Source organism: Amycolatopsis sp. NPDC051045, assembly GCF_040682955.1.
GTDB lineage: Bacteria > Actinomycetota > Actinomycetes > Mycobacteriales > Pseudonocardiaceae > Amycolatopsis.
Genome location: NZ_JBFBCC010000016.1, coordinates 197,256 through 213,640 on the forward strand (window position 1 = coordinate 197,256; position 16,385 = coordinate 213,640).

The window sequence follows — 16,385 nt, forward strand, 5'->3', positions numbered from 1 at the left end:
CGCGCGCCTGCTCGGCCGCCCCCTTGACGCGGCGTGATAGCCCTCCGGGAGGTCGGCGAGATGCCGTTTGGCCGCACACGGACGTAACCGCCGCGCTCGACTCGGCCATCTCGGAGACCTGCCCGTCCGGCGAGGACATTCTCTTCTTCTTGAGCTGCGGCCCTCGGTGCAGCCGCCGGCCGGTCGCGTGGGTGCCGGAGGCGGGCCCCGCGCGTGCCGGCCGATAGCGGCGCGGCCCCGGAGGGGCCGCCTTGAACAAGAAAAGAAACTCTGAACACACTGTGCCCGGCGGAGGCAGGAAGCTACGTCGTCGGGATGAGGCGACTGTCGTAGCCTGCGGCGATCAGGCGGTTGTAGGCGGCTTCGACATCGGCAGGAATCTCCGTCGGGATGGCGTACCCGGCCTGGGCGTAGACGGTCAGCCGCTGGGTGTCGCCGACGAGCATGTCGATCACCCGCTTGGCGTCGCCGATGCTCTTGACGTAGTCGGCTAACGGCTGCTGGATCGCCGACGAGAGGAAGTCGACGTCGGGCCACAGCTTCTTGGCCGTCGTGTAGGCCCGGCGCTGCTGGTATGGCCGACTGAGGATCAGGGCAGTGGTGACCTTGATGCCACGCTGGCGGAGTAGGTCACGGGTGAGCTCGAAGTTCTCCGCGGTGTTCGTGGCCTTCGGCTCGACGAGGATGGCGGAATCGGGGACACCCCTCTCCATCGCAATCTCGCGGTAGTGGACGGCCTCGCCGCGGGGAAACCGGTCGACTGTAGTCGGGGCGTTGGCGCCGGTGAATGCGACCAGCGGGAAGAGGTGCCGGGCGTACAGTTCGGCCGCGTAGACGGCGACGCTCGGGTCATGGCTGCCGAGCCCGATCGCGACATCGACCGGGCGTAGCGGGTCGTCGATGCGGTGGAAGTTCCAGAGTGTCTCGACGTCTTCCCGAAGCTCGTGGGGGATTTCCGTCGTCGGCGTCGCCACAGGTGTCTCCTCGCGGAACTACTCGGGGATCTCGAACGTGTAGGACCAGGCGAACCGGGAAGCTGCGTGCACGCCTCGTGCGAACTCGACCGGTGTGCCGTCCGCCGTCCGGGTCGTCCGCTCCAAGATCATCACAGGCTCGCCGGCGGGAAGCTCCAGCTCGTCGATTTCCTCAGGCGTCGGCATTCGGGAGTGGAACGTCTCGGTCATGGTGTCGGGCTCTAGCCCCTGCAGCGTGAGCACGGCGAAGCCGCCACCCGGGGTCGCGGTTCCGGGTTTCGGGTCGACGATCGGAGTGCCCTCTACGTGCTCGGGGCGGTAGTAGCTGGTGAGCGTGTGAGTCGGGTGTCCGTCCTGCTTGACCAGTCGCGCCCGCTCGTACACAGGACTCCCAGGGTCGACGCCCAAGGCTGCGGCGACGTCGGCATCGGCCTCGACCTTGCGGACCTGGTTGGTCTGGTCGTTCCGGTTCCAGGTCTGGCCCGAGGCCTCGCGGTCGGCGGCGAACGCCACGAGTCCGAACTTCCACTTGCTCTTGGCGTAGCGCTCGACGCCAAGACGCTTCATCGGCGGTCGCGCTCGAACAACAGTGCCGCGCCGGCGGACGGACGTCACGAGGCCCTCGGACTCAAGAACGCTGATGGCCTTGCGCACCGTGTTGACGTTGATGTCGTACTGGTCCGCGAGGTCATCCTGCTTCGGAAGTGTGCTGCCCGGCGGGTAGTCGCCTCCCGTGATCGCGTCCCTGAGCAGTGAGGCCAGGTCGCGGTAGCCGATCGTCAAGCCGCCTCCTCTCGGTGGGCGATAACCCTATCTCTACGTGCAGTCTACCGCCGCAGCAGACTGATAGAGATACTTCTATTGACAGCTAGTGTCGACCCATGTGTAATAGAGATAGTTCTAACGACGACCTAGGAGGCGGCATGCAGGACATCCCGTTCGTCAGCTCGGGTTACCGGTTCATGGTCACGGAGGCGCCGACGATGAAGATGCGCGAGGTGAAGGGCGAGCTGCTCCCGGCGACGGACCGCGAGGGCAATCCGGCGTTCGTGGTGATGCTGTTCGCGAAGCCGCGTCAGGTGGAGGGGCGCCGGCCGGGCAAGGGCGAGGAGATCAAGGTGACGCTCGCGGCGGACCCGGGGGAGGGGTTCGATGAGGGCACCTACGTGGAGTTGATCGACCCGGTGTTGAACACGTGGCAGACGACGGGTGAGGACGGCCGGATCACCGGCTCGGGTCTGTGGTTCAAGGCGCTGGGTCTCAAGCCCGCCGTGTCGGGTGCTGCGCAGCGCGCCGCCTGATCTCGGCTTCATGACCGGTGGGTGACCGGTTCGCGCGGCTACCTCCCCGGCCGTTGCGTCATCACCACCCTGGAGCCCTTCCCAAATAGGTTGGCTGCCCGTTTTCGAGTCGGGCGAGGGCGCTTTCCGTTCTTTGACAAATTCAGAGTGGGCCGATACATGCCTAAATCCGCGCTGTTTGTGGTGGCGCGCCTCGATTCCCGGCCGGACACACCGTCCGGGAGTCCTGGGGTTCTACCACGGAGTTTGCGAGTGGAGAGGAGAGGCGAATGGGTGGGATGAACGCGATTCGGGGTGGGTTGTCGTCGTATGACCCGCACGGTCCGAAGCGGGGCTAGTGATGGCGAGCCATGTGTGTTCCGCGAGTTTCTGGTTGTCGCCGACACGGATTGCCACGTGCACCGTGTGCGGCGCCCAGTGGTCGATGTGAGGAGGAGAAGCGGTGTTTACGTACCTGGTGTGGCTCGTGCTGGTGGGGCTGCTGATCGTGGCTTCCCCGGTGTTCGGGGTTCTCGCGCTGGTCTCGGGAGTGTGGCTGGCGTGGCGGGCTGGCCGGTGAGCCGCCCGGTGAGGGTTGGTGTGGTGATCCGGATGCTCGCGGCCCGACTGGAGCGGGAACGGGCTGCTGCGCTGGCGGAGACGACCGAGGACCTGGGCTGGCAGGCCGGGTTCTGCGAGGGCCTGAAGCACGCGCAGCACGTGATCCGGAACGGAGGCTGAGTGATGTCGGAGATCCTGGCGATCATCACGGCGGCGAACGAGGCGTACCGCGCGTTCGTGGCCACCGGTCCGGATCGGGAGATCAAGGTCGTGGTCGGGAACGCAGTGCGCTTCCTGGCGGCAGACCTCACGTCGGCGGCTGAACTGGTCGCCACGACACGCGAAGGGTAAGCAATGCAGATCGCGACGCTCAACCGGCGAGCGCAGGAGCGTTACGCCACGTTCGTGAACAACATGGACATGGTCGCCGAGGTTCTCGTCGAGGTCGACAAGCTGATCGACCGCTACGACGAGGACGCGATGGCCGGTTCGTGGACCATCGCCACCAAGGACGAGCTGAAGGCGCTGCGAACCAAGGCGTTCGACGAACTGGACCGGCTGCGCATCCTCGGCAAGAAGCACGAGGCCGAGCTGGTCTCGCGGGACTGGAGGTTCTGAGATGGCACACCAGGTTGACCGGGTCGTCGATGACCTCGGCAGCGCGCTGACTCAGCTCAAGGAGTCGATGCGCGGGATGCCGTTGCACAAGAACGGGTTCAAGGCCGCGCACGACCGCATGGCCCGCGCGATGGGCACGCTCACCACCGAGTTGACCGACGCCCGGACCGCCATCAAGCCCTGACCCAACCGCACATGATCCGTTTCGCACGCGACCGGCCCCGCTACCTCCCATCACGGGAGGCGGGGCCGGTCTTGTGCTGTTCGAGAGGACCACCAAGACCATGAACACCCCCAAGTCGTCCCGCAAGATCGGGACCGAAGTCAAGGCGCTGAAGTGGCTCGCCCGCCACCCCGGCGCCACCCTGGGCCCGGCCGCCGTCCTCGGCTCCGGTGTCGAACTGGGCTGGAGCGCCACGGGCGGAATCGCCGGCGGCACGATCGGCGCGTTGACGTGCTGGTACCGAGCCCACCCGGACACCTTCGACCACTACGCGGCCCCGCGGCTTCGGGCCTGGCGCCGACGCTGGTCGGTGTACCTCGGGCCGCGCTTCACCCGGGCGCTGCGGGCGTGCGACATGTACGTCACCGACCGCAAGACCGGCGAAGACCTCTTCCCACGCATCACCCGCCTGCGCTCCTACTCGCCGTCGGTGGACGTGGTCACCATGGCGCTGCCGCGCGGGCAGGGACGCCGCTCGATCGAAGACAACCTCGAACGGCTGGCCGACACGTTGCGGGTGCAGCGGATCGCGTTCGAGCACCCGAAGCCCGGCTACGTCGCCCTGATCATCGAGCGCTCCGAGCCGTTCACCGAGACCATCCCGGCCCCGGAGATGCCCGAAGAGGCAGGCGCGGTCGACATCGACGACATCTACGTCGGTGAGACCGAGTACGGCACCGACTGGCGGCTGGGGCTGCGGTCGCACCTGTTCATCGCGGGAGCGACCGGCGCCGGCAAGAATTCGATCGTCTTCTCCGAGCTGCGTGCCCTGGCACCGCTGATCCGGGACGGGCTGGTCCGGCTGTGGATCTGCGACCCGAAACAACTGGAGTTCCGCAAGCTCGGGGACGCCGACGTCACCTACCGCTACGCCGACACCGAACAGGCGTGCGCGGAGCTGGTCGACGAGTACATCGAGGACCTGCGCGCCGTGCAGCAGTCTTTCGCGCTCACCGGCCGCCGCAAGATCGAGGTCTCCCGCGAGACGCCGCTGAACCTGCTGATCATCGACGAGATCGGCGCGTTGCTGGCCTACGGCGACGGCACCATCGCCCGCAACCTGCGCAAGCTGCTCGCCATCGTCGGTTCCCAGGGGCGCGCGACCGGACACTTCATGACCGCGCTGGTGCAGGAACCCAGCAAGGACGTCGTCCCGGTCCGGGAGCTGTTCCCGACCCGGGTGTGCTTGCGGGTCACCGCTCAGTCGCACGTGGACATGGTCCTCGGAGACGGCGCCCGGCTTCGAGGCGCTCTCGCGGACGAGATCCCGAACGTCCCGGACACCGCCGGCATCGGCTACGTCATCCGGCAGCGCACCCGCGTCCCACAGCGCGTGCGGGCCGCCTACGTCGACGACCGCGAGATCGACGAACTGATCGCGTTCATCCGCTCCGGCCGGCCGATGTCCGGGTTGTCGGTGGTGGCGTGATGGCAGACGTCAACTACCCCGCCGTGGTGCACGCCCCGCACTTCGCCATCGACAAGGTCACCAACCGAGGCCTGGAACGGCTGAGCCAGCGCCTGTACTCCTCCCACGAGGACGCCGGCATCTGGGCAAGCGCGCTGCGGGAGCCGGGCGACCTGGTGCTCATCGGGGAGTACCAGGTCGCCTACTACGCCCGGTGTGTCGTGTGCGGCGAGTTCTCCAACGAGGACCGAATGCGGTTCGTCGACTGGCCGGACCTGGTGCTGTACCTCACGCACGAACCCGGCTGGTGCTGCACCTGCGAACAGCTCGTGTTCTGCCCGAACCACCGGCCGGCGGAGGTGGAGCAGTGACGACCGTCGCCTATCCGCTGACGCGACCTGGCCCGTCGTGGTTCGTCGTCTCCTACGGCGAGGACCTGATCGGCATCGAGATCGACACCATCGAAGCCGTCTACCCGACCGAGGACCAGGCCCGCGCCTGGCTGGCTCGCAACGCTCACGCCGACGCCGAAATCGTCCGGATCGATGTCCTGTGGTCGGCGCACTGCGTGGTGTGCGGCGACAAGCCGGACTTGCCGCCGCCCGGGCTGTACCGGGGTTGGGAGGAACTGCGGGACTACCTGCACAGCGAACCCGGCTGGGGGTGCACCTCCGAACAGCTCGTGTTTTGCCCGAACCACCAACCTTCCAGAGAGGAATAGTCATGTGGATTCTCGGTTTCGTGGTGTGGCGGGCCTGGCTGTTCACGAAGTACGGCGTCCCGGCCGGTCTCGTGCTCTGGGTGATCTACCTCGCTCAGGGCTGGTCGGTGCTGTTCTGGATTGTGGCCGCGGTGATCGGCTGCGTCGGACTCGGGATGGCGCTCACGGTCTCGGAGTTCCGTAACCGTGAGCTCGGTGACCTCGGACGGGGGCGCATCCGATGACCCGCCGCATCGACCCCGGACAGTCTGGTCTCTTCGACATGCCCGCGCCTACCTCCGCACCGCCTGCCGGCCGCGCCTGCCCACCCGCCCGAGGACGTCGCAAGGCTCCCGGCTCGCCCGGCAACCCGCTGGTGGCCAAAGACGTGCTCGCCGACGTCCGAGACGGCAAGTTCGGGCTCCTGGACGACACCGACCGCGTGATGGTCCTCGACGGGGACGGACACTGCCGGGCCGCCCAGGAAGAGGACATCGTCGTGCACCTGATGTCCATCGGCTACGTCGAACGCAGCCCGGCCCGCGAGACGGTCTCGTGCCTGCACGGCGTCGTCCGCAAACCCGTCCTCCCGTTGCGACTCACCCGACGCGGCCGGGACATGCTTCAACGCTGGTCCAACCTCACCCCGTTCTAGATCGAAAGGAGGCTGACATGTCCACTGAGGACAGTGCAAACCGGACTCGTCGGCTGGTGGACACCATTCGCACTCTGGTCGCTGTGGTCCTTGCGGTGATCGGCGGGGCTGCCGGGTTCACCCACACCCATGACTGGGCCGTCCATCACGGACAGCTCGGCTGGATCGCCTGGGCCGACGCCGTGGTGATCGAGGGCATCGTCATCGTCGCCGGGTTCGAGATCCAAGGCGACCACCGCGCCGGGGGTACTCGCAAGCTCACCTTCCCGGTGGCCGTGCTCGTGGCCGGTTTCGGAGTGCAGATGGCCGCGCAAGTCGCCCTCGCCGAACCCACCCCGGCCGGATGGCTGGTTGCCGCAATGCCGGCACTCGGGTTCCTCGTCGTGGTGAAGCTGCTCATGCGCCGCGCCCCGACCGCGGAGTCCGCTACGGATCCCGAGCCAGTCACGGTCACCGCCGCTCGAACCGACAACGAGCCTGACCCGGCAGCGCAGCCTGCTGCCGTCATGGCCCCGGCCCGGCCCCGGCTCAAGCTGCCAGCCGAGCTGACCAACCGAATCCACAACGTTGCCGAAACCGCCCGCAGCGAAGGGCGCGAGCTGACCATCGAGGAGATCCGGCGCGTTGTCCGCGTCCCCGAACCGATGGCCGCGCAGATCCTGCACGAGCTGACCACCGGCTGACTCAGCGCGACACCTCCCGCCACGGCGCGGGAGCCCGGCCCCATCCCGGCCCGGCTCCCGCGCCATTTTCATGCCCGCCCGACTGAAAGGCTCCGACATGCTGACGTTGGACGACCGCCTCGCCGCCCGCGTCCAGGCCCGCGATTACCAGGACTGGCGCAACAAGGTCCGCGCCGTCAACGGCTGCGCCCGCCCGATCCGGCTCTCCGGCGCCCACCAGCTCCAGGACGCCACCACCGGCCACGTGCTGCACCACCACGGCGGGGACATCTTCGCCCCCTGCGGCAACCGCCGATCCGGGGTCTGCCCGGCCTGCTCCGACCGCTACGCCGCCGACGCCTTCCACCTCATCCGCGCGGGCCTCGTCGGCGGCCACAAGGGCATCCCCGCCTCGGTCGGCGACCGGCCCCGCGCCTTCGTCACCCTCACCGCGCCGTCCTTCGGGCCCGTCCACACCGCCCACATCACCCGGAACGGGAAGCGTCGGCCGTGTGGCTGCGGGGAGTACCACCACGACGACGACACCCGCATCGGTGCCCCGCTCGACCCAGAGACCTACGACTACGTCGGGTCGGTGCTCTGGCAGGCCCACGCCGGCGTGCTGTGGCAGCGGTTCACGATGCGGCTGCGCCGAGAGATCGCCCGTCGTGCTGGACTCAAGGCCCGCGAGTTCGCCGAACAGGCCCGCCTGTCCTACGGCAAGGTCGCCGAGTACCAGCGGCGCGGGCTCGTGCACTTCCACGCCGTGGTGCGCCTCGACGGCCCCGACGGCGCGGTCTCACCGGCTCCCGGGTGGGCGCACCCGGACTTGCTCGAGGACGCCGTCTACGCCGCCGCTGGGGCCGTGCTCGTGCGCACCGTCTACCCCGACGGCACCGAGCTGCCGCTCACCTGGGGCACGCAGGTCGACGTTCGCCGCATCGAGCCCGCCGGGTCGGCCGAGCTGGAAGACGAAAACGGCCAGATCTCCGAAGCCCGGCTCGCCGCCTACATCGCCAAGTACGCCACGAAGGGCACCGGCAAGAGCGAAGCCGCCGACCGGCCGATCCGGTCCCAACTCGACATCGACCACCTGAAGGTGACTGCGCACCACCGCCGCATCATCCAGACCGCCTGGGACCTCGGAGACCTCCCGGTCTATGAGGACCTGAAGCTCCGACGGTGGGCGCACATGCTCGCTTTCCGCGGCCATTTCCTCACCAAGTCGCTCGCGTACTCCACGACGTTCAAGGCCATCCGCGGGGACCGCCGCGCCTTCCGGCTCGCCGAGACGCTCGAACGCCTCGGCCTCGACGACCGGGCCGACTCCATCGCCGTGGTCAACGACTGGCGCTTCGACGGCGCCGGCTACCGCGACGACGCCGAACGCGAACTAGCCGCCGGCATCGCCGAACGCATCCGAGACGACCGCAAACACAAGTACAGCAAGGAAAACCGCCATGAATGACCGGCTGCTCAGCATCGAAGACCTGTCCGCCTACCTCCAGGTCCCCGTCAACACGCTGTACCAGTGGCGCAAGACGGGCAAAGGCCCTGCCGGGTTCCGCGTCGGCAAGTACGTCCGCTACCGGCCGACCGACGTCGACGCCTGGATCGACGGACAGGCGGCCTGCTGATGGCTCGTGCGTGGGTCTACGACCGGCTGAAGAAGGCTGCTCACCGCGAGGCGGTCGCCAAGGCGAAGGCGGCAGGACGGCGGCCACCGGCCCGCTGGGAGGTTCGCTACTACGACGTGACCGGCAAGCTCCGATCGGAGACGGCTCCGAACAAGGACAAGGCAGAAGCGCGCCGGACAGAGCTTGAAGACAGCCTTCGCGGCGGCTCCTATGTGGATCCGAAGTCGTCGAAGGTGACCTTCGCCGAGATGGCGGAGAAGTGGCTGGAGAGCCGCCATGACCTGCGTCAGTCGACGTGGTGGAAGTACCGAGGGCTTCTCGACAACCACGTCAACGTGAAGTGGGGGAGTCTGCCGCTGAACGCGATTCACCGGGAAGACGTATCGGGTTGGGTGGCGGACCTCCTGAAGTCGAAGGACAAGGGCGGGAGCGGACTCGGCCCGTCGCAGGCACGGCACGCCTACCGGGTGTTCTCGATGGTGCTCGACTGGTGCGTGCCGCGCCGTATCCCGGCCAACCCGGCGCGCGGGGTCAAGCTGCCGGTGCGTCCCGATACCGAGCACGTGTACCTCACCTACGAACAGGTGGAGACGCTCGCCGACGCCGCTGCCGGCCTCCGGACCAAGTACGACCGGCCGACCGCCGGAGCGGAAATCAACCGCGCGCTCATCCTGCTGCTGGCCTACACCGGCCTTCGATGGGGTGAGGCCGCTGCTCTGCGGGTCGGGCGCGTCGACCTCGTCAAACGGCGCATCCGGGTCGCCGTGACGTTCTTCGAGGTCGGGGGAGTGCAACACGAGGGGCCGCCGAAGACGGGGAAGAAGCGGACCGTCTCGTTCCCGGCGTCGCTCGTGCCGGTGCTGCGTCCGCTGGTGACTGGCCGGCAGGCTGGCGATCTGCTGTTCACCACCGGCCGGGGCCAGTCGTTGAGGGCGAACAACTGGCGCGTGCGGGAGTTCAACGCGGCGCTCAAGGCTGCTGACCTCGGTGTCGCCGGACTCACTCCCCACAAGCTGCGGCACACGGCGGCCTCGCTCGCCATCGCGGCCGGCGCGGACGTGAAGGTCGTTCAGCAGATGCTCGGGCACGCCGACGCGGCCATGACCCTCAACGTGTACGGGCACCTGTTCCCGGACCGCCTCGATGAGGTCGCGGACGTGCTCGACGCCCGGCGTACTCAGGTGCTGGCGAGCATGGCGGCGTGATGATCAGCCCCGGGGCATGTGGGCAAAATGTGGGCAGCCCCGGGGCTGAGCCGCGTCCAGGGCTACCTCGGGTATGAAAAAAGCCACGTCCACCTGCGTGAACGTGGCCTATCCGGTCGGGCTGACAGGATTCGAACCTGCGACCCCTTGACCCCCAGTCAAGTGCGCTACCAAACTGCGCCACAGCCCGGACCCGCACTCCTGAGTGCGTGAAAGTACTTTAGCGTGCCCGCCAAACCGCCCCGCAACCAGGGTCCCCGGTCCGCCTGACCTGCAGAAATTGGCTAGGTCAAGATCATGCCGGGTTGCCGGCGTGGGTCAGGGTCTGCCATGCGACGAACAGGTTGTTCGAGCCCAGCTGGTACTTCGACTGGAAACCCAGTCGTCGTTCAGCCCGCTGAACCACACGGTTCAGCGGGCCGAACGCCCACCACCCGAGCCCGGCGCTCACCGCGTTCATCAACACGCCGGTGTCGCCCGACATCTCCCACGCCATCACGCCGAGCAGCCCGCGCGACTTCAGCCAGGCGGTCTTCACCCCGATCGACCAGGCGTCGTCGAACGTCCACCACTGACCGCCGTTGCCCGTGTAGCACGACGTCGCGACGGCGGCCGTGTCGTGGCGGACCGTGCACCCCGGTACGCCCGCCACGAGGTTCGCGTACCCGCGCGTGCCGGCTTCCTCGGCGAACTGGCCCGGCGCCGCGCCGGTCGCCGGCTGCCATTCGCCGCTCTTCCCGCCGTCGGCCACGCCCTGCCAGCCGCGGCCGTAGAACGCCAGCCCGAGCGTCAGCCGCCGGGGATCGACGCCCGCGTTCGTGTACGCGTTGATCGCCGCTTCGGCGCTGAAGTGGAAGTTGTACGGGTCGTCCGCGTCGGCGTACAGGTTGCCCTGGTGGCCGGTGCGGTTCGGCTCCCACGAGTTGTCGCTGCCCGAGCCGTGGAAGTCGTACCCCTGCACGTTCGCGACGTCCAGGTAGGTGAAGATCTTCGACAGGTCCCAGCCCGCAGTCACCTTGGCCGGGTCCGCCGGGGTGAAGGCCTGCAGCTGGTACCGCTTGCCGGTGGTCGCGCCGTACGCGTCCAGCTGCGTGCGGAACTCGGCCATCAGCGCCGTGAGGTTGGTCTTGTCGGCGGGGCTCCAGTGGTTGCCGGGGTGGCCGTCGGCGCTGCCGGGCCACTCCCAGTCGATGTCGATGCCGTCGAAGATCCCGGCCGCGGTGCCCGGGCCGCCCGCGCCGCCGTAGGTCGCCAGGTTGCCCTTGATCCAGGTGTCCACACAGGACGAGACGAACTTCTTGCGCGAGGCGTCGGTGGCCGCAACGTCGGAGAAGTACTTCGAGTACGTCCAGCCGCCCAGGGAGACCAGGATCTTGAGGTTCGGGTGCTTCGCCTTGAGCTTCTTCAGCTGGTTGAAGTTGCCGCGCAGCGATTCCCAGCCGGTGTCGGCCACGCCGTCGACGGACTGCGCCGCCGCGAACGGCCGCGAATAGTCGGCCTCGGCATCACCGGCGCCGTCGCCCTGGCCGGGGTCCTGGGGGTTGGCCGTGGTGCCCTTCGTGACACCGGACAAGCAGGTCAGGTTGACCGGATCGATGTTCTCGAACGCGTACAGCAAGTGCGTCAGCTTCGCCGCCGCGCCCGACGTCTCCAGGTTCTTCACGAAGTACTGGCGCCCGTAGATGCCCCATTGCACGAAGTAGCCGACCTTCGCGTAGCCGGAAACGAGGTCGCCGGTCTTCGCGGTGACGGCGGTACTCGGCGCCGACACGTTGTCGTAGCCGTCGCGGGCCCGGATCGTGAAGGTGTACGAAGTGGACGGAGCCAGCCCGGTCACCACCGCCGACGTCGTGGTCACCGTCGTGGCCAAGTCCGGCCCGCGGTAGACGTCATAACCGATCACGCCGGTGTTGTCCGTCGACGCCGTCCACGCGAGCGAAATGGTGCTCGAGTCCGCAGCCGTCGATCGCAACCCACCCGGCGGGGACGGCGGCTGCGTGTCGTCGGCGGGGCTGTTCGTCGTAACGGCCAGAGCGGCGCTCGCCGGGGAGACGTTCCCCTTGGCGTCCTTGGCTTTCACCGTGAACGAGTAGGCCGTACCCGGCGTAAGCCCGGCGACGGTGGCGCTCGTCCCGGTCACCGACGCGGCCAAGGAAGTCCCCTGGTAGACGTCGTACCCGGTCACCGGCAGCGAGCCGGCCGCCGACGCGCTCCAGGCCAGTGCGACCGTCTTGGTCGTCTTCGCGACCAGGCGCAGGTTCGCCGGCGCGCCCGGCGGCGTGTCCGGTGAACCGTCGCAGTTGGCGTTGTCGACACGGCACTGCGCCGGCGTCGCCGCGGTGCTGAGCCGGAACGTCGGGCTGTACGGGTAGGTGTTCCGGCCCGGTGCCAGCGTTGCGATGTAGTAGGCGGGGGTCAGCGTGACCTGGGTGCCGTTCTGGGTCACCGTGCCGTGCTCGCCGGTACTGGCGGTGACCCCGGGGGGCAGCGTGAAGGTGATCGCCCAGTTGCTCACCGCCGTGGTCCCGGTGTTGGCGACGGTGTACGTGCCGGTGGTCCCGCTCAGCGCCGGGGTGGCGGTCAGCGAACCGGCTGCGGCGGCGGGTGGTGCGAGCGCCGCGACGCCGCCGATGGCGATCAGCACGGCAGCGAGTGCGGAACGTAGTCGTGCGGGAGTGCGTCTCATGGCGGTTCTCCAAGCGGCACGAGGCGGGGAAGCGATGTGGTCTAGACCACATCGAATGTAACCCCGTGCCGGGACAACCGCGCACGCCCGAACGGTGGCAACCGGTGGCCGAACGGACGGTTAACGTCCCGAGAAGGTCGCCTTCCCCGGCCCGTCGGCCAGGAACGACTTCACGGCGTGGCGGAGATCCTCGGTCTCGAACAGCGCTGCCGCGATCGCCGTGATGTGCGCGTTCGCCTCCGGGACACCGCCGGCGGCGTAGTGGTCGAGGACGCGCTTGGTCGCGGCGTGGGCGCGGGTCGGTCCGTCGGCCAGCCGCTGGGCGAAGGAACGTGCGGCGGCGTCGAAGCCCTCGTCCGGCAGCACGCGGTTGACGACGTTCCAGCGCTCCAGCGTCGCGGCGTCGTAGGTGTCGCCGGTCATCACGAACTCCTTGGCGCGCCCGATGCCGGCCCGCGCGGCGAGCCGCTGGGTGCCGCCCATGGTCGGCGTCAGGCCGACGACCTTCTCGACCAGGCCGAACTTCGCGCGCGAGGCGGCGAGAATGATGTCGCAGGCCACGGCGACCTCGAACGCCCAGGTCAGGCACAGGCCGTGCGCCGCGAAGACGGTCGGGAACGGCAACGCCGCGATCCGGTCCGGCACCGCCAGCATCTCGTCGAACAGCACCTTGGCCTCGGCGGGCGAGCCCTGGGCGTCGAACAGCGAGACGTCCACGCCGCCGCTGACGATCTTGCCCTCGGCGCGGATCAGCAGCGCCCGCGCGGGTTCGGCCTCCAGCGCGTCGATCGCCGAAGCGAGCGAAGACTGCAGCGAAGCCGTGTAGAGGTTCAACGGCGGGGCGTCGACGGTCAGGACGGCGAGCCCGCCGTCACGATCGAGGCGGACCTGCTGAGTCATGTTCACCCTGCTTCTTCGGCTTCGACGAGGTCGTCCCAATACTGCTGGGCCTCGGGGCGCCAGTCGACGTGTTTGTGATGGAACAGTTCCGCCGCCTTCGTCCCGCTCCACTTCGCCGGCAGCAGTTCGGCGGGCAGCTGCGGGTCGAGGAACGGGAACCGCCGCCACTCGTGGACCAGCTGGGTCTGCGCCCGCAGGACCGCGCGGCCGCCGGTGGGGTGCAGGCCGGTGAAGCGGTCGATGAAGTCCTCGTAGCGGTCCTTCAGCTCGGTCAGGTCCCAGGACCGGGCGACCATGGACTCCTGTTCGCCGACCTCGCCGTACGCGGCGGTGAACGACATCGCCTGAGCGTCGAGGCCGAGGTCACTGACGATCTGCTGGGCCTCGCGCTGCCGGGATAGGTCCGGGCTGACCCACACGCCGGCCACCGGCGAGCCGAAGCCCGCCCAGGTCAGCCGCGTGCGCAGCCGGTGCCGCAGGTCGCGCTTGGCCTCCGGCACGGACACGATCAGCATCAGCCACTGCCCGTTCCAGCGGCGTTCCTCGCGGCCGAACGCGTAGATCCGGTCGGCGCCCTCGGTCAGCAGGCGGCGCCCGGGCGGGGTCAGCGACCAGCGCACCCGGCGCCCGACGCGCTCGGAGACGACCCAGCCCTCGGCGGCCGAGCGCGCCAGCGCCTGCCGCGCCGACTTCTCCTCGATGTCGAGGATGCTCAGCACCTCGACGAGCATCGACGTCCAGACCGGCTTGTCGCGGGGCAGTGCGTACTCGCCGAGCACGGTCATCAGCAGCGACCGCGCACTGGCGTGACTGACCTCGCGGCGCCGGCTCACCGTCGGCCGTGGCGCGGATGGCCGGCCTTCCCTCGGCTTCGGCCTGCGGCCGAGGGTGACCGGGGGAGCGGGCTCGCCCATTGCTGTTCACCGACCTCACTGCGCTGCGGGACTGACAACCGAACAGGGTACCCACACTGAGTGATCAAAGCGCCACGGGACACACACGGCCGGTGGTTTTGACCTTGATCTGACACTTCACCACGAGGTCGTAGACTCGGTGACCTCATGAGCGCAACTCTCGTCGCGAAGGACCTGGCCGCGGGCCACGGTGACCGCATCCTCTTCTCCGGCCTCGATCTGGTGGTCGCACCCGGCGACGTCGTCGGCCTGGTCGGCGTCAACGGCGCCGGCAAGTCGACGCTCCTGCGGACCCTCGCCGGGCTCGCGAAACCGGACAGCGGTGAGATCCGGCTCAACCCGCCGGCCGCGACCGTCGGGCACCTGCCGCAGGAGCCGGAGCGGCGGGAAGGCGAGTCGGTGCGCGCTTTCCTGGCGCGGCGCACCGGCGTCTCCGCGGCGCAGGCCGACCTCGACGAGGCGACCGAAGCGCTCACCGCGGGCGAGGCCGGCTCGGACGACCGGTACTCCGCGGCCCTCGACCGGTGGCTCGCCCTCGGCGGCGCCGACCTCGACGACCGGGCCGCCGAAGTGGCCGCCGACCTCGGCTTGGCCGTGGACCTGGACCAGCTGATGACGTCGCTGTCGGGCGGCCAGGCCGCGCGGGCGGGGCTCGCCTCGCTGCTGCTCAGCCGCTACGACGTCTTCCTGCTCGACGAGCCGACCAACGACCTCGACCTGGACGGCCTGGCCCGGCTCGAGCGGTTCGTGTCCGGCCTGCGCGCGGCGACCGTGCTGGTCAGCCACGACCGCGAGTTCCTGGCCCGGACCGTCGACCGCGTCGTCGAACTGGACCTGGTGCAGCAGCAGGTGAACGTCTACGGCGGTGGGTACGAGGCCTACCTCGAGGAACGCGAGGTCGCCCGGCGGCACGCGCGCGAGGATTACGAGGAGTTCGCCGACACGAAGGCGTCGCTGGAGGCACGCGGGCGGATGCAGCGGTCGTGGATGGAGAAGGGCGTCAAGAACGCCCGCCGGAAACAGCCCGACAACGACAAGTCCGCCCGCAAGTTCCGCACCGAAGCCACCGAGAAGCAGGCCTCGAAGGCGCGGCAGACCGACCGGATGATCGAGCGCCTGGACGTCGTCGAGGAGCCGCGCAAGGAGTGGGAGCTGCGGATGGAGATCGCCGCGGCCCCGCGCGCGGGCGCGGTGGTCGCGACCCTGCGCGGCGCGGTCGTCCGCCGCGGCGGATTCACGCTCGGGCCGGTCGACCTGCAGATCGACTGGGCGGACAAGGTCGCCATCACCGGCGCGAACGGCTCCGGCAAGTCGACGCTCCTGGCGGCGCTCCTGGGCCGCCTGCCGCTGGACGAGGGCAACGCGGCGCTCGGTCCGGGCGTCGTGATCGGCGAGGTCGACCAGGCGCGCCGGCTGTTCCTCGGCGACGTCCCGCTGGCCGACGCGTTCGCGCGCGAGGTCCCGGAGCTCGCCGACGCCGACGTCCGGACGCTGCTGGCGAAGTTCGGGCTGAAGGCCGCGCACGTGCTGCGGTCCTCGGTGACGCTCTCGCCGGGGGAGCGCACCCGCGCGGCGCTGGCGCTGCTGCAGGCCCGCGGGGTGAACCTGCTGGTGCTGGACGAGCCGACCAACCACCTCGACCTGCCGGCGATCGAGCAGCTCGAGGCGGCGCTGGACAGGTACCCGGGCACGCTGCTGCTGGTGACGCACGACCGCCGGATGCTCGACGCCGTGCACGTGACACGGCGCTTCGAGGTCGACGGGGGCAAAGTCAGGGAGCTTTGAGCGCCGGTGACTTCGGCCGGGGCGCTGGAGAGCGGTGTTCTCGGTTGGGAGCGCTGCGCTGGGATGTTCGTGAGCGGTGCTCTCGGCTTCGGACGGTGCTCGCGGAGGTATGCGAGCGGTGCTCTCGAATCGGAGCGCTGTCGGGCGGTGGACGTGAGCGGTGCTCTCGATTGGGAG

The 16,385-nt window shown here is 69.1% G+C and carries 20 protein-coding genes and 1 tRNA gene; 15 read left to right on the plus strand and 6 right to left on the minus strand.

All coding sequences use genetic code 11. The features are described 5' to 3' along the window. Positions 1 to 302: 302 nt before the first annotated feature. Both AB0M80_RS32415 and AB0M80_RS32420 read right to left on the minus strand, forming a co-directional pair. Positions 303 to 974, minus strand: coding sequence for a YdcF family protein (locus AB0M80_RS32415; protein WP_364572542.1), 672 nt, complete (start codon positions 972 to 974; stop codon positions 303 to 305). A gap of 18 nt (positions 975 to 992) precedes the next feature. After that, positions 993 to 1,757, minus strand: coding sequence for a GntR family transcriptional regulator (locus AB0M80_RS32420; RefSeq protein WP_364572544.1), 765 nt, complete (start codon positions 1,755 to 1,757; stop codon positions 993 to 995). A gap of 140 nt (positions 1,758 to 1,897) precedes the next feature. Between AB0M80_RS32420 and AB0M80_RS32425 the strand changes: the two genes are divergently transcribed. The 14 genes from AB0M80_RS32425 to AB0M80_RS32490 all read left to right on the plus strand — a co-directional run bounded on the left by AB0M80_RS32425 (position 1,898) and on the right by AB0M80_RS32490 (position 9,923). Then, positions 1,898 to 2,275 carry a hypothetical protein gene (locus AB0M80_RS32425; RefSeq protein ID WP_364572546.1) on the plus strand — a complete coding sequence of 126 codons (378 nt, stop codon included), beginning with the start codon at positions 1,898 to 1,900 and terminating at the stop codon, positions 2,273 to 2,275. A gap of 591 nt (positions 2,276 to 2,866) precedes the next feature. Further along, entirely contained in the window at positions 2,867 to 2,995 is a 129-nt protein-coding gene (locus tag AB0M80_RS32430) for a hypothetical protein (RefSeq protein WP_364572548.1), read from the plus strand. 3 nt (positions 2,996 to 2,998) lie between these two features. Beyond that, positions 2,999 to 3,166, plus strand: coding sequence for a hypothetical protein (locus tag AB0M80_RS32435; protein WP_364572550.1), 168 nt, complete (start codon positions 2,999 to 3,001; stop codon positions 3,164 to 3,166). A 3-nt stretch (positions 3,167 to 3,169) separates the two neighbouring features. Beyond that, on the plus strand, positions 3,170 to 3,433 hold the full coding sequence (locus AB0M80_RS32440; protein WP_364572552.1) for a hypothetical protein: 264 nt from the start codon (positions 3,170 to 3,172) through the stop codon (positions 3,431 to 3,433). A gap of 1 nt (position 3,434) precedes the next feature. Continuing rightward, positions 3,435 to 3,617: a hypothetical protein gene (locus AB0M80_RS32445; protein ID WP_364572556.1), complete on the plus strand. Its 183-nt coding sequence runs from the start codon at positions 3,435 to 3,437 to the stop codon at positions 3,615 to 3,617. Between the two features lie 100 nt (positions 3,618 to 3,717). Next, positions 3,718 to 5,085, plus strand: coding sequence for an FtsK/SpoIIIE domain-containing protein (locus AB0M80_RS32450; RefSeq protein ID WP_364572558.1), 1,368 nt, complete (start codon positions 3,718 to 3,720; stop codon positions 5,083 to 5,085). Further along, a complete protein-coding gene (locus AB0M80_RS32455) occupies positions 5,085 to 5,435 on the plus strand; it encodes a hypothetical protein (RefSeq protein WP_364572560.1) in 351 nt (116 codons plus the stop codon). Before AB0M80_RS32450 ends, AB0M80_RS32455 begins: the two co-directional genes overlap by 1 nt. After that, positions 5,432 to 5,785 carry a hypothetical protein gene (locus AB0M80_RS32460; protein WP_364572562.1) on the plus strand — a complete coding sequence of 118 codons (354 nt, stop codon included), beginning with the start codon at positions 5,432 to 5,434 and terminating at the stop codon, positions 5,783 to 5,785. The genes AB0M80_RS32455 and AB0M80_RS32460 overlap by 4 nt, the downstream gene beginning before the upstream one ends. Before the next feature lie 2 nt (positions 5,786 to 5,787). Continuing rightward, positions 5,788 to 6,009, plus strand: a complete 222-nt coding sequence (locus tag AB0M80_RS32465; RefSeq protein ID WP_364572564.1) for a hypothetical protein — start codon at positions 5,788 to 5,790, stop codon at positions 6,007 to 6,009. Between the two features lie 38 nt (positions 6,010 to 6,047). After that, positions 6,048 to 6,419 carry a hypothetical protein gene (locus AB0M80_RS32470; protein WP_364572566.1) on the plus strand — a complete coding sequence of 124 codons (372 nt, stop codon included), beginning with the start codon at positions 6,048 to 6,050 and terminating at the stop codon, positions 6,417 to 6,419. A 17-nt stretch (positions 6,420 to 6,436) separates the two neighbouring features. Beyond that, positions 6,437 to 7,102 carry a DUF2637 domain-containing protein gene (locus AB0M80_RS32475; protein WP_364572568.1) on the plus strand — a complete coding sequence of 222 codons (666 nt, stop codon included), beginning with the start codon at positions 6,437 to 6,439 and terminating at the stop codon, positions 7,100 to 7,102. Positions 7,103 to 7,199: 97 nt separating this feature from the next. Further along, positions 7,200 to 8,549 carry a replication initiator gene (locus AB0M80_RS32480; RefSeq protein ID WP_364572570.1) on the plus strand — a complete coding sequence of 450 codons (1,350 nt, stop codon included), beginning with the start codon at positions 7,200 to 7,202 and terminating at the stop codon, positions 8,547 to 8,549. After that, positions 8,542 to 8,718 (plus strand): helix-turn-helix domain-containing protein, encoded by a 177-nt coding sequence (locus AB0M80_RS32485; protein ID WP_354846524.1) that lies wholly within the window; start codon positions 8,542 to 8,544, stop codon positions 8,716 to 8,718. The genes AB0M80_RS32480 and AB0M80_RS32485 overlap by 8 nt, the downstream gene beginning before the upstream one ends. 116 nt (positions 8,719 to 8,834) lie before the next feature. Beyond that, positions 8,835 to 9,923, plus strand: a complete 1,089-nt coding sequence (locus AB0M80_RS32490) for a tyrosine-type recombinase/integrase (protein WP_364572572.1) — start codon at positions 8,835 to 8,837, stop codon at positions 9,921 to 9,923. Positions 9,924 to 10,039: 116 nt separating this feature from the next. On the opposite strand, the gene AB0M80_RS32495 is transcribed toward AB0M80_RS32490, so the two are convergent. The 4 genes from AB0M80_RS32495 to AB0M80_RS32510 all read right to left on the minus strand — a co-directional run bounded on the left by AB0M80_RS32495 (position 10,040) and on the right by AB0M80_RS32510 (position 14,423). Further along, positions 10,040 to 10,113 (minus strand) — tRNA-Pro (locus tag AB0M80_RS32495). A gap of 105 nt (positions 10,114 to 10,218) precedes the next feature. Continuing rightward, positions 10,219 to 12,609 (minus strand): glycosyl hydrolase family 18 protein, encoded by a 2,391-nt coding sequence (locus AB0M80_RS32500; RefSeq protein WP_364572574.1) that lies wholly within the window; start codon positions 12,607 to 12,609, stop codon positions 10,219 to 10,221. Positions 12,610 to 12,729: 120 nt separating this feature from the next. Beyond that, a complete protein-coding gene (locus AB0M80_RS32505; RefSeq protein WP_364572576.1) occupies positions 12,730 to 13,509 on the minus strand; it encodes an enoyl-CoA hydratase/isomerase family protein in 780 nt (259 codons plus the stop codon). 2 nt (positions 13,510 to 13,511) lie between these two features. Further along, the gene (locus tag AB0M80_RS32510) at positions 13,512 to 14,423 is read right to left on the minus strand and encodes a PaaX family transcriptional regulator C-terminal domain-containing protein (RefSeq protein WP_364572578.1); all 912 of its coding nucleotides are present in this window, start codon (positions 14,421 to 14,423) and stop codon (positions 13,512 to 13,514) included. 147 nt (positions 14,424 to 14,570) lie between these two features. On the opposite strand from AB0M80_RS32510, the gene AB0M80_RS32515 reads away from it, so the two are divergent. Beyond that, the gene (locus AB0M80_RS32515) at positions 14,571 to 16,208 is read left to right on the plus strand and encodes an ABC-F family ATP-binding cassette domain-containing protein (protein ID WP_364572580.1); all 1,638 of its coding nucleotides are present in this window, start codon (positions 14,571 to 14,573) and stop codon (positions 16,206 to 16,208) included. Positions 16,209 to 16,385: the final 177 nt, after the last annotated feature.

Excerpts from the sequence above, each read along its gene's own strand:
- AB0M80_RS32425 (WP_364572546.1), top strand. The coding sequence starts at position 1,898 with ATGCAGGACATCCCGTTCGTCAGCTCGGGTTACCGGTTCATGGTCACG.
- AB0M80_RS32430 (WP_364572548.1), top strand. The coding sequence starts at position 2,867 with ATGCTCGCGGCCCGACTGGAGCGGGAACGGGCTGCTGCGCTGGCGGAG.
- AB0M80_RS32435 (WP_364572550.1), top strand. The coding sequence starts at position 2,999 with ATGTCGGAGATCCTGGCGATCATCACGGCGGCGAACGAGGCGTACCGC.
- AB0M80_RS32440 (WP_364572552.1), top strand. The coding sequence starts at position 3,170 with ATGCAGATCGCGACGCTCAACCGGCGAGCGCAGGAGCGTTACGCCACG.
- AB0M80_RS32445 (WP_364572556.1), top strand. The coding sequence starts at position 3,435 with ATGGCACACCAGGTTGACCGGGTCGTCGATGACCTCGGCAGCGCGCTG.
- AB0M80_RS32450 (WP_364572558.1), top strand. The coding sequence starts at position 3,718 with ATGAACACCCCCAAGTCGTCCCGCAAGATCGGGACCGAAGTCAAGGCG.
- AB0M80_RS32455 (WP_364572560.1), top strand. The coding sequence starts at position 5,085 with ATGGCAGACGTCAACTACCCCGCCGTGGTGCACGCCCCGCACTTCGCC.
- AB0M80_RS32465 (WP_364572564.1), top strand. The coding sequence starts at position 5,788 with ATGTGGATTCTCGGTTTCGTGGTGTGGCGGGCCTGGCTGTTCACGAAG.
- AB0M80_RS32470 (WP_364572566.1), top strand. The coding sequence starts at position 6,048 with ATGCCCGCGCCTACCTCCGCACCGCCTGCCGGCCGCGCCTGCCCACCC.
- AB0M80_RS32475 (WP_364572568.1), top strand. The coding sequence starts at position 6,437 with ATGTCCACTGAGGACAGTGCAAACCGGACTCGTCGGCTGGTGGACACC.
- AB0M80_RS32480 (WP_364572570.1), top strand. The coding sequence starts at position 7,200 with ATGCTGACGTTGGACGACCGCCTCGCCGCCCGCGTCCAGGCCCGCGAT.
- AB0M80_RS32485 (WP_354846524.1), top strand. The coding sequence starts at position 8,542 with ATGAATGACCGGCTGCTCAGCATCGAAGACCTGTCCGCCTACCTCCAG.
- AB0M80_RS32500 (WP_364572574.1), bottom strand. The coding sequence starts at position 12,609 with ATGAGACGCACTCCCGCACGACTACGTTCCGCACTCGCTGCCGTGCTG.
- AB0M80_RS32505 (WP_364572576.1), bottom strand. The coding sequence starts at position 13,509 with ATGACTCAGCAGGTCCGCCTCGATCGTGACGGCGGGCTCGCCGTCCTG.
- AB0M80_RS32510 (WP_364572578.1), bottom strand. The coding sequence starts at position 14,423 with ATGGGCGAGCCCGCTCCCCCGGTCACCCTCGGCCGCAGGCCGAAGCCG.
- AB0M80_RS32515 (WP_364572580.1), top strand. The coding sequence starts at position 14,571 with ATGAGCGCAACTCTCGTCGCGAAGGACCTGGCCGCGGGCCACGGTGAC.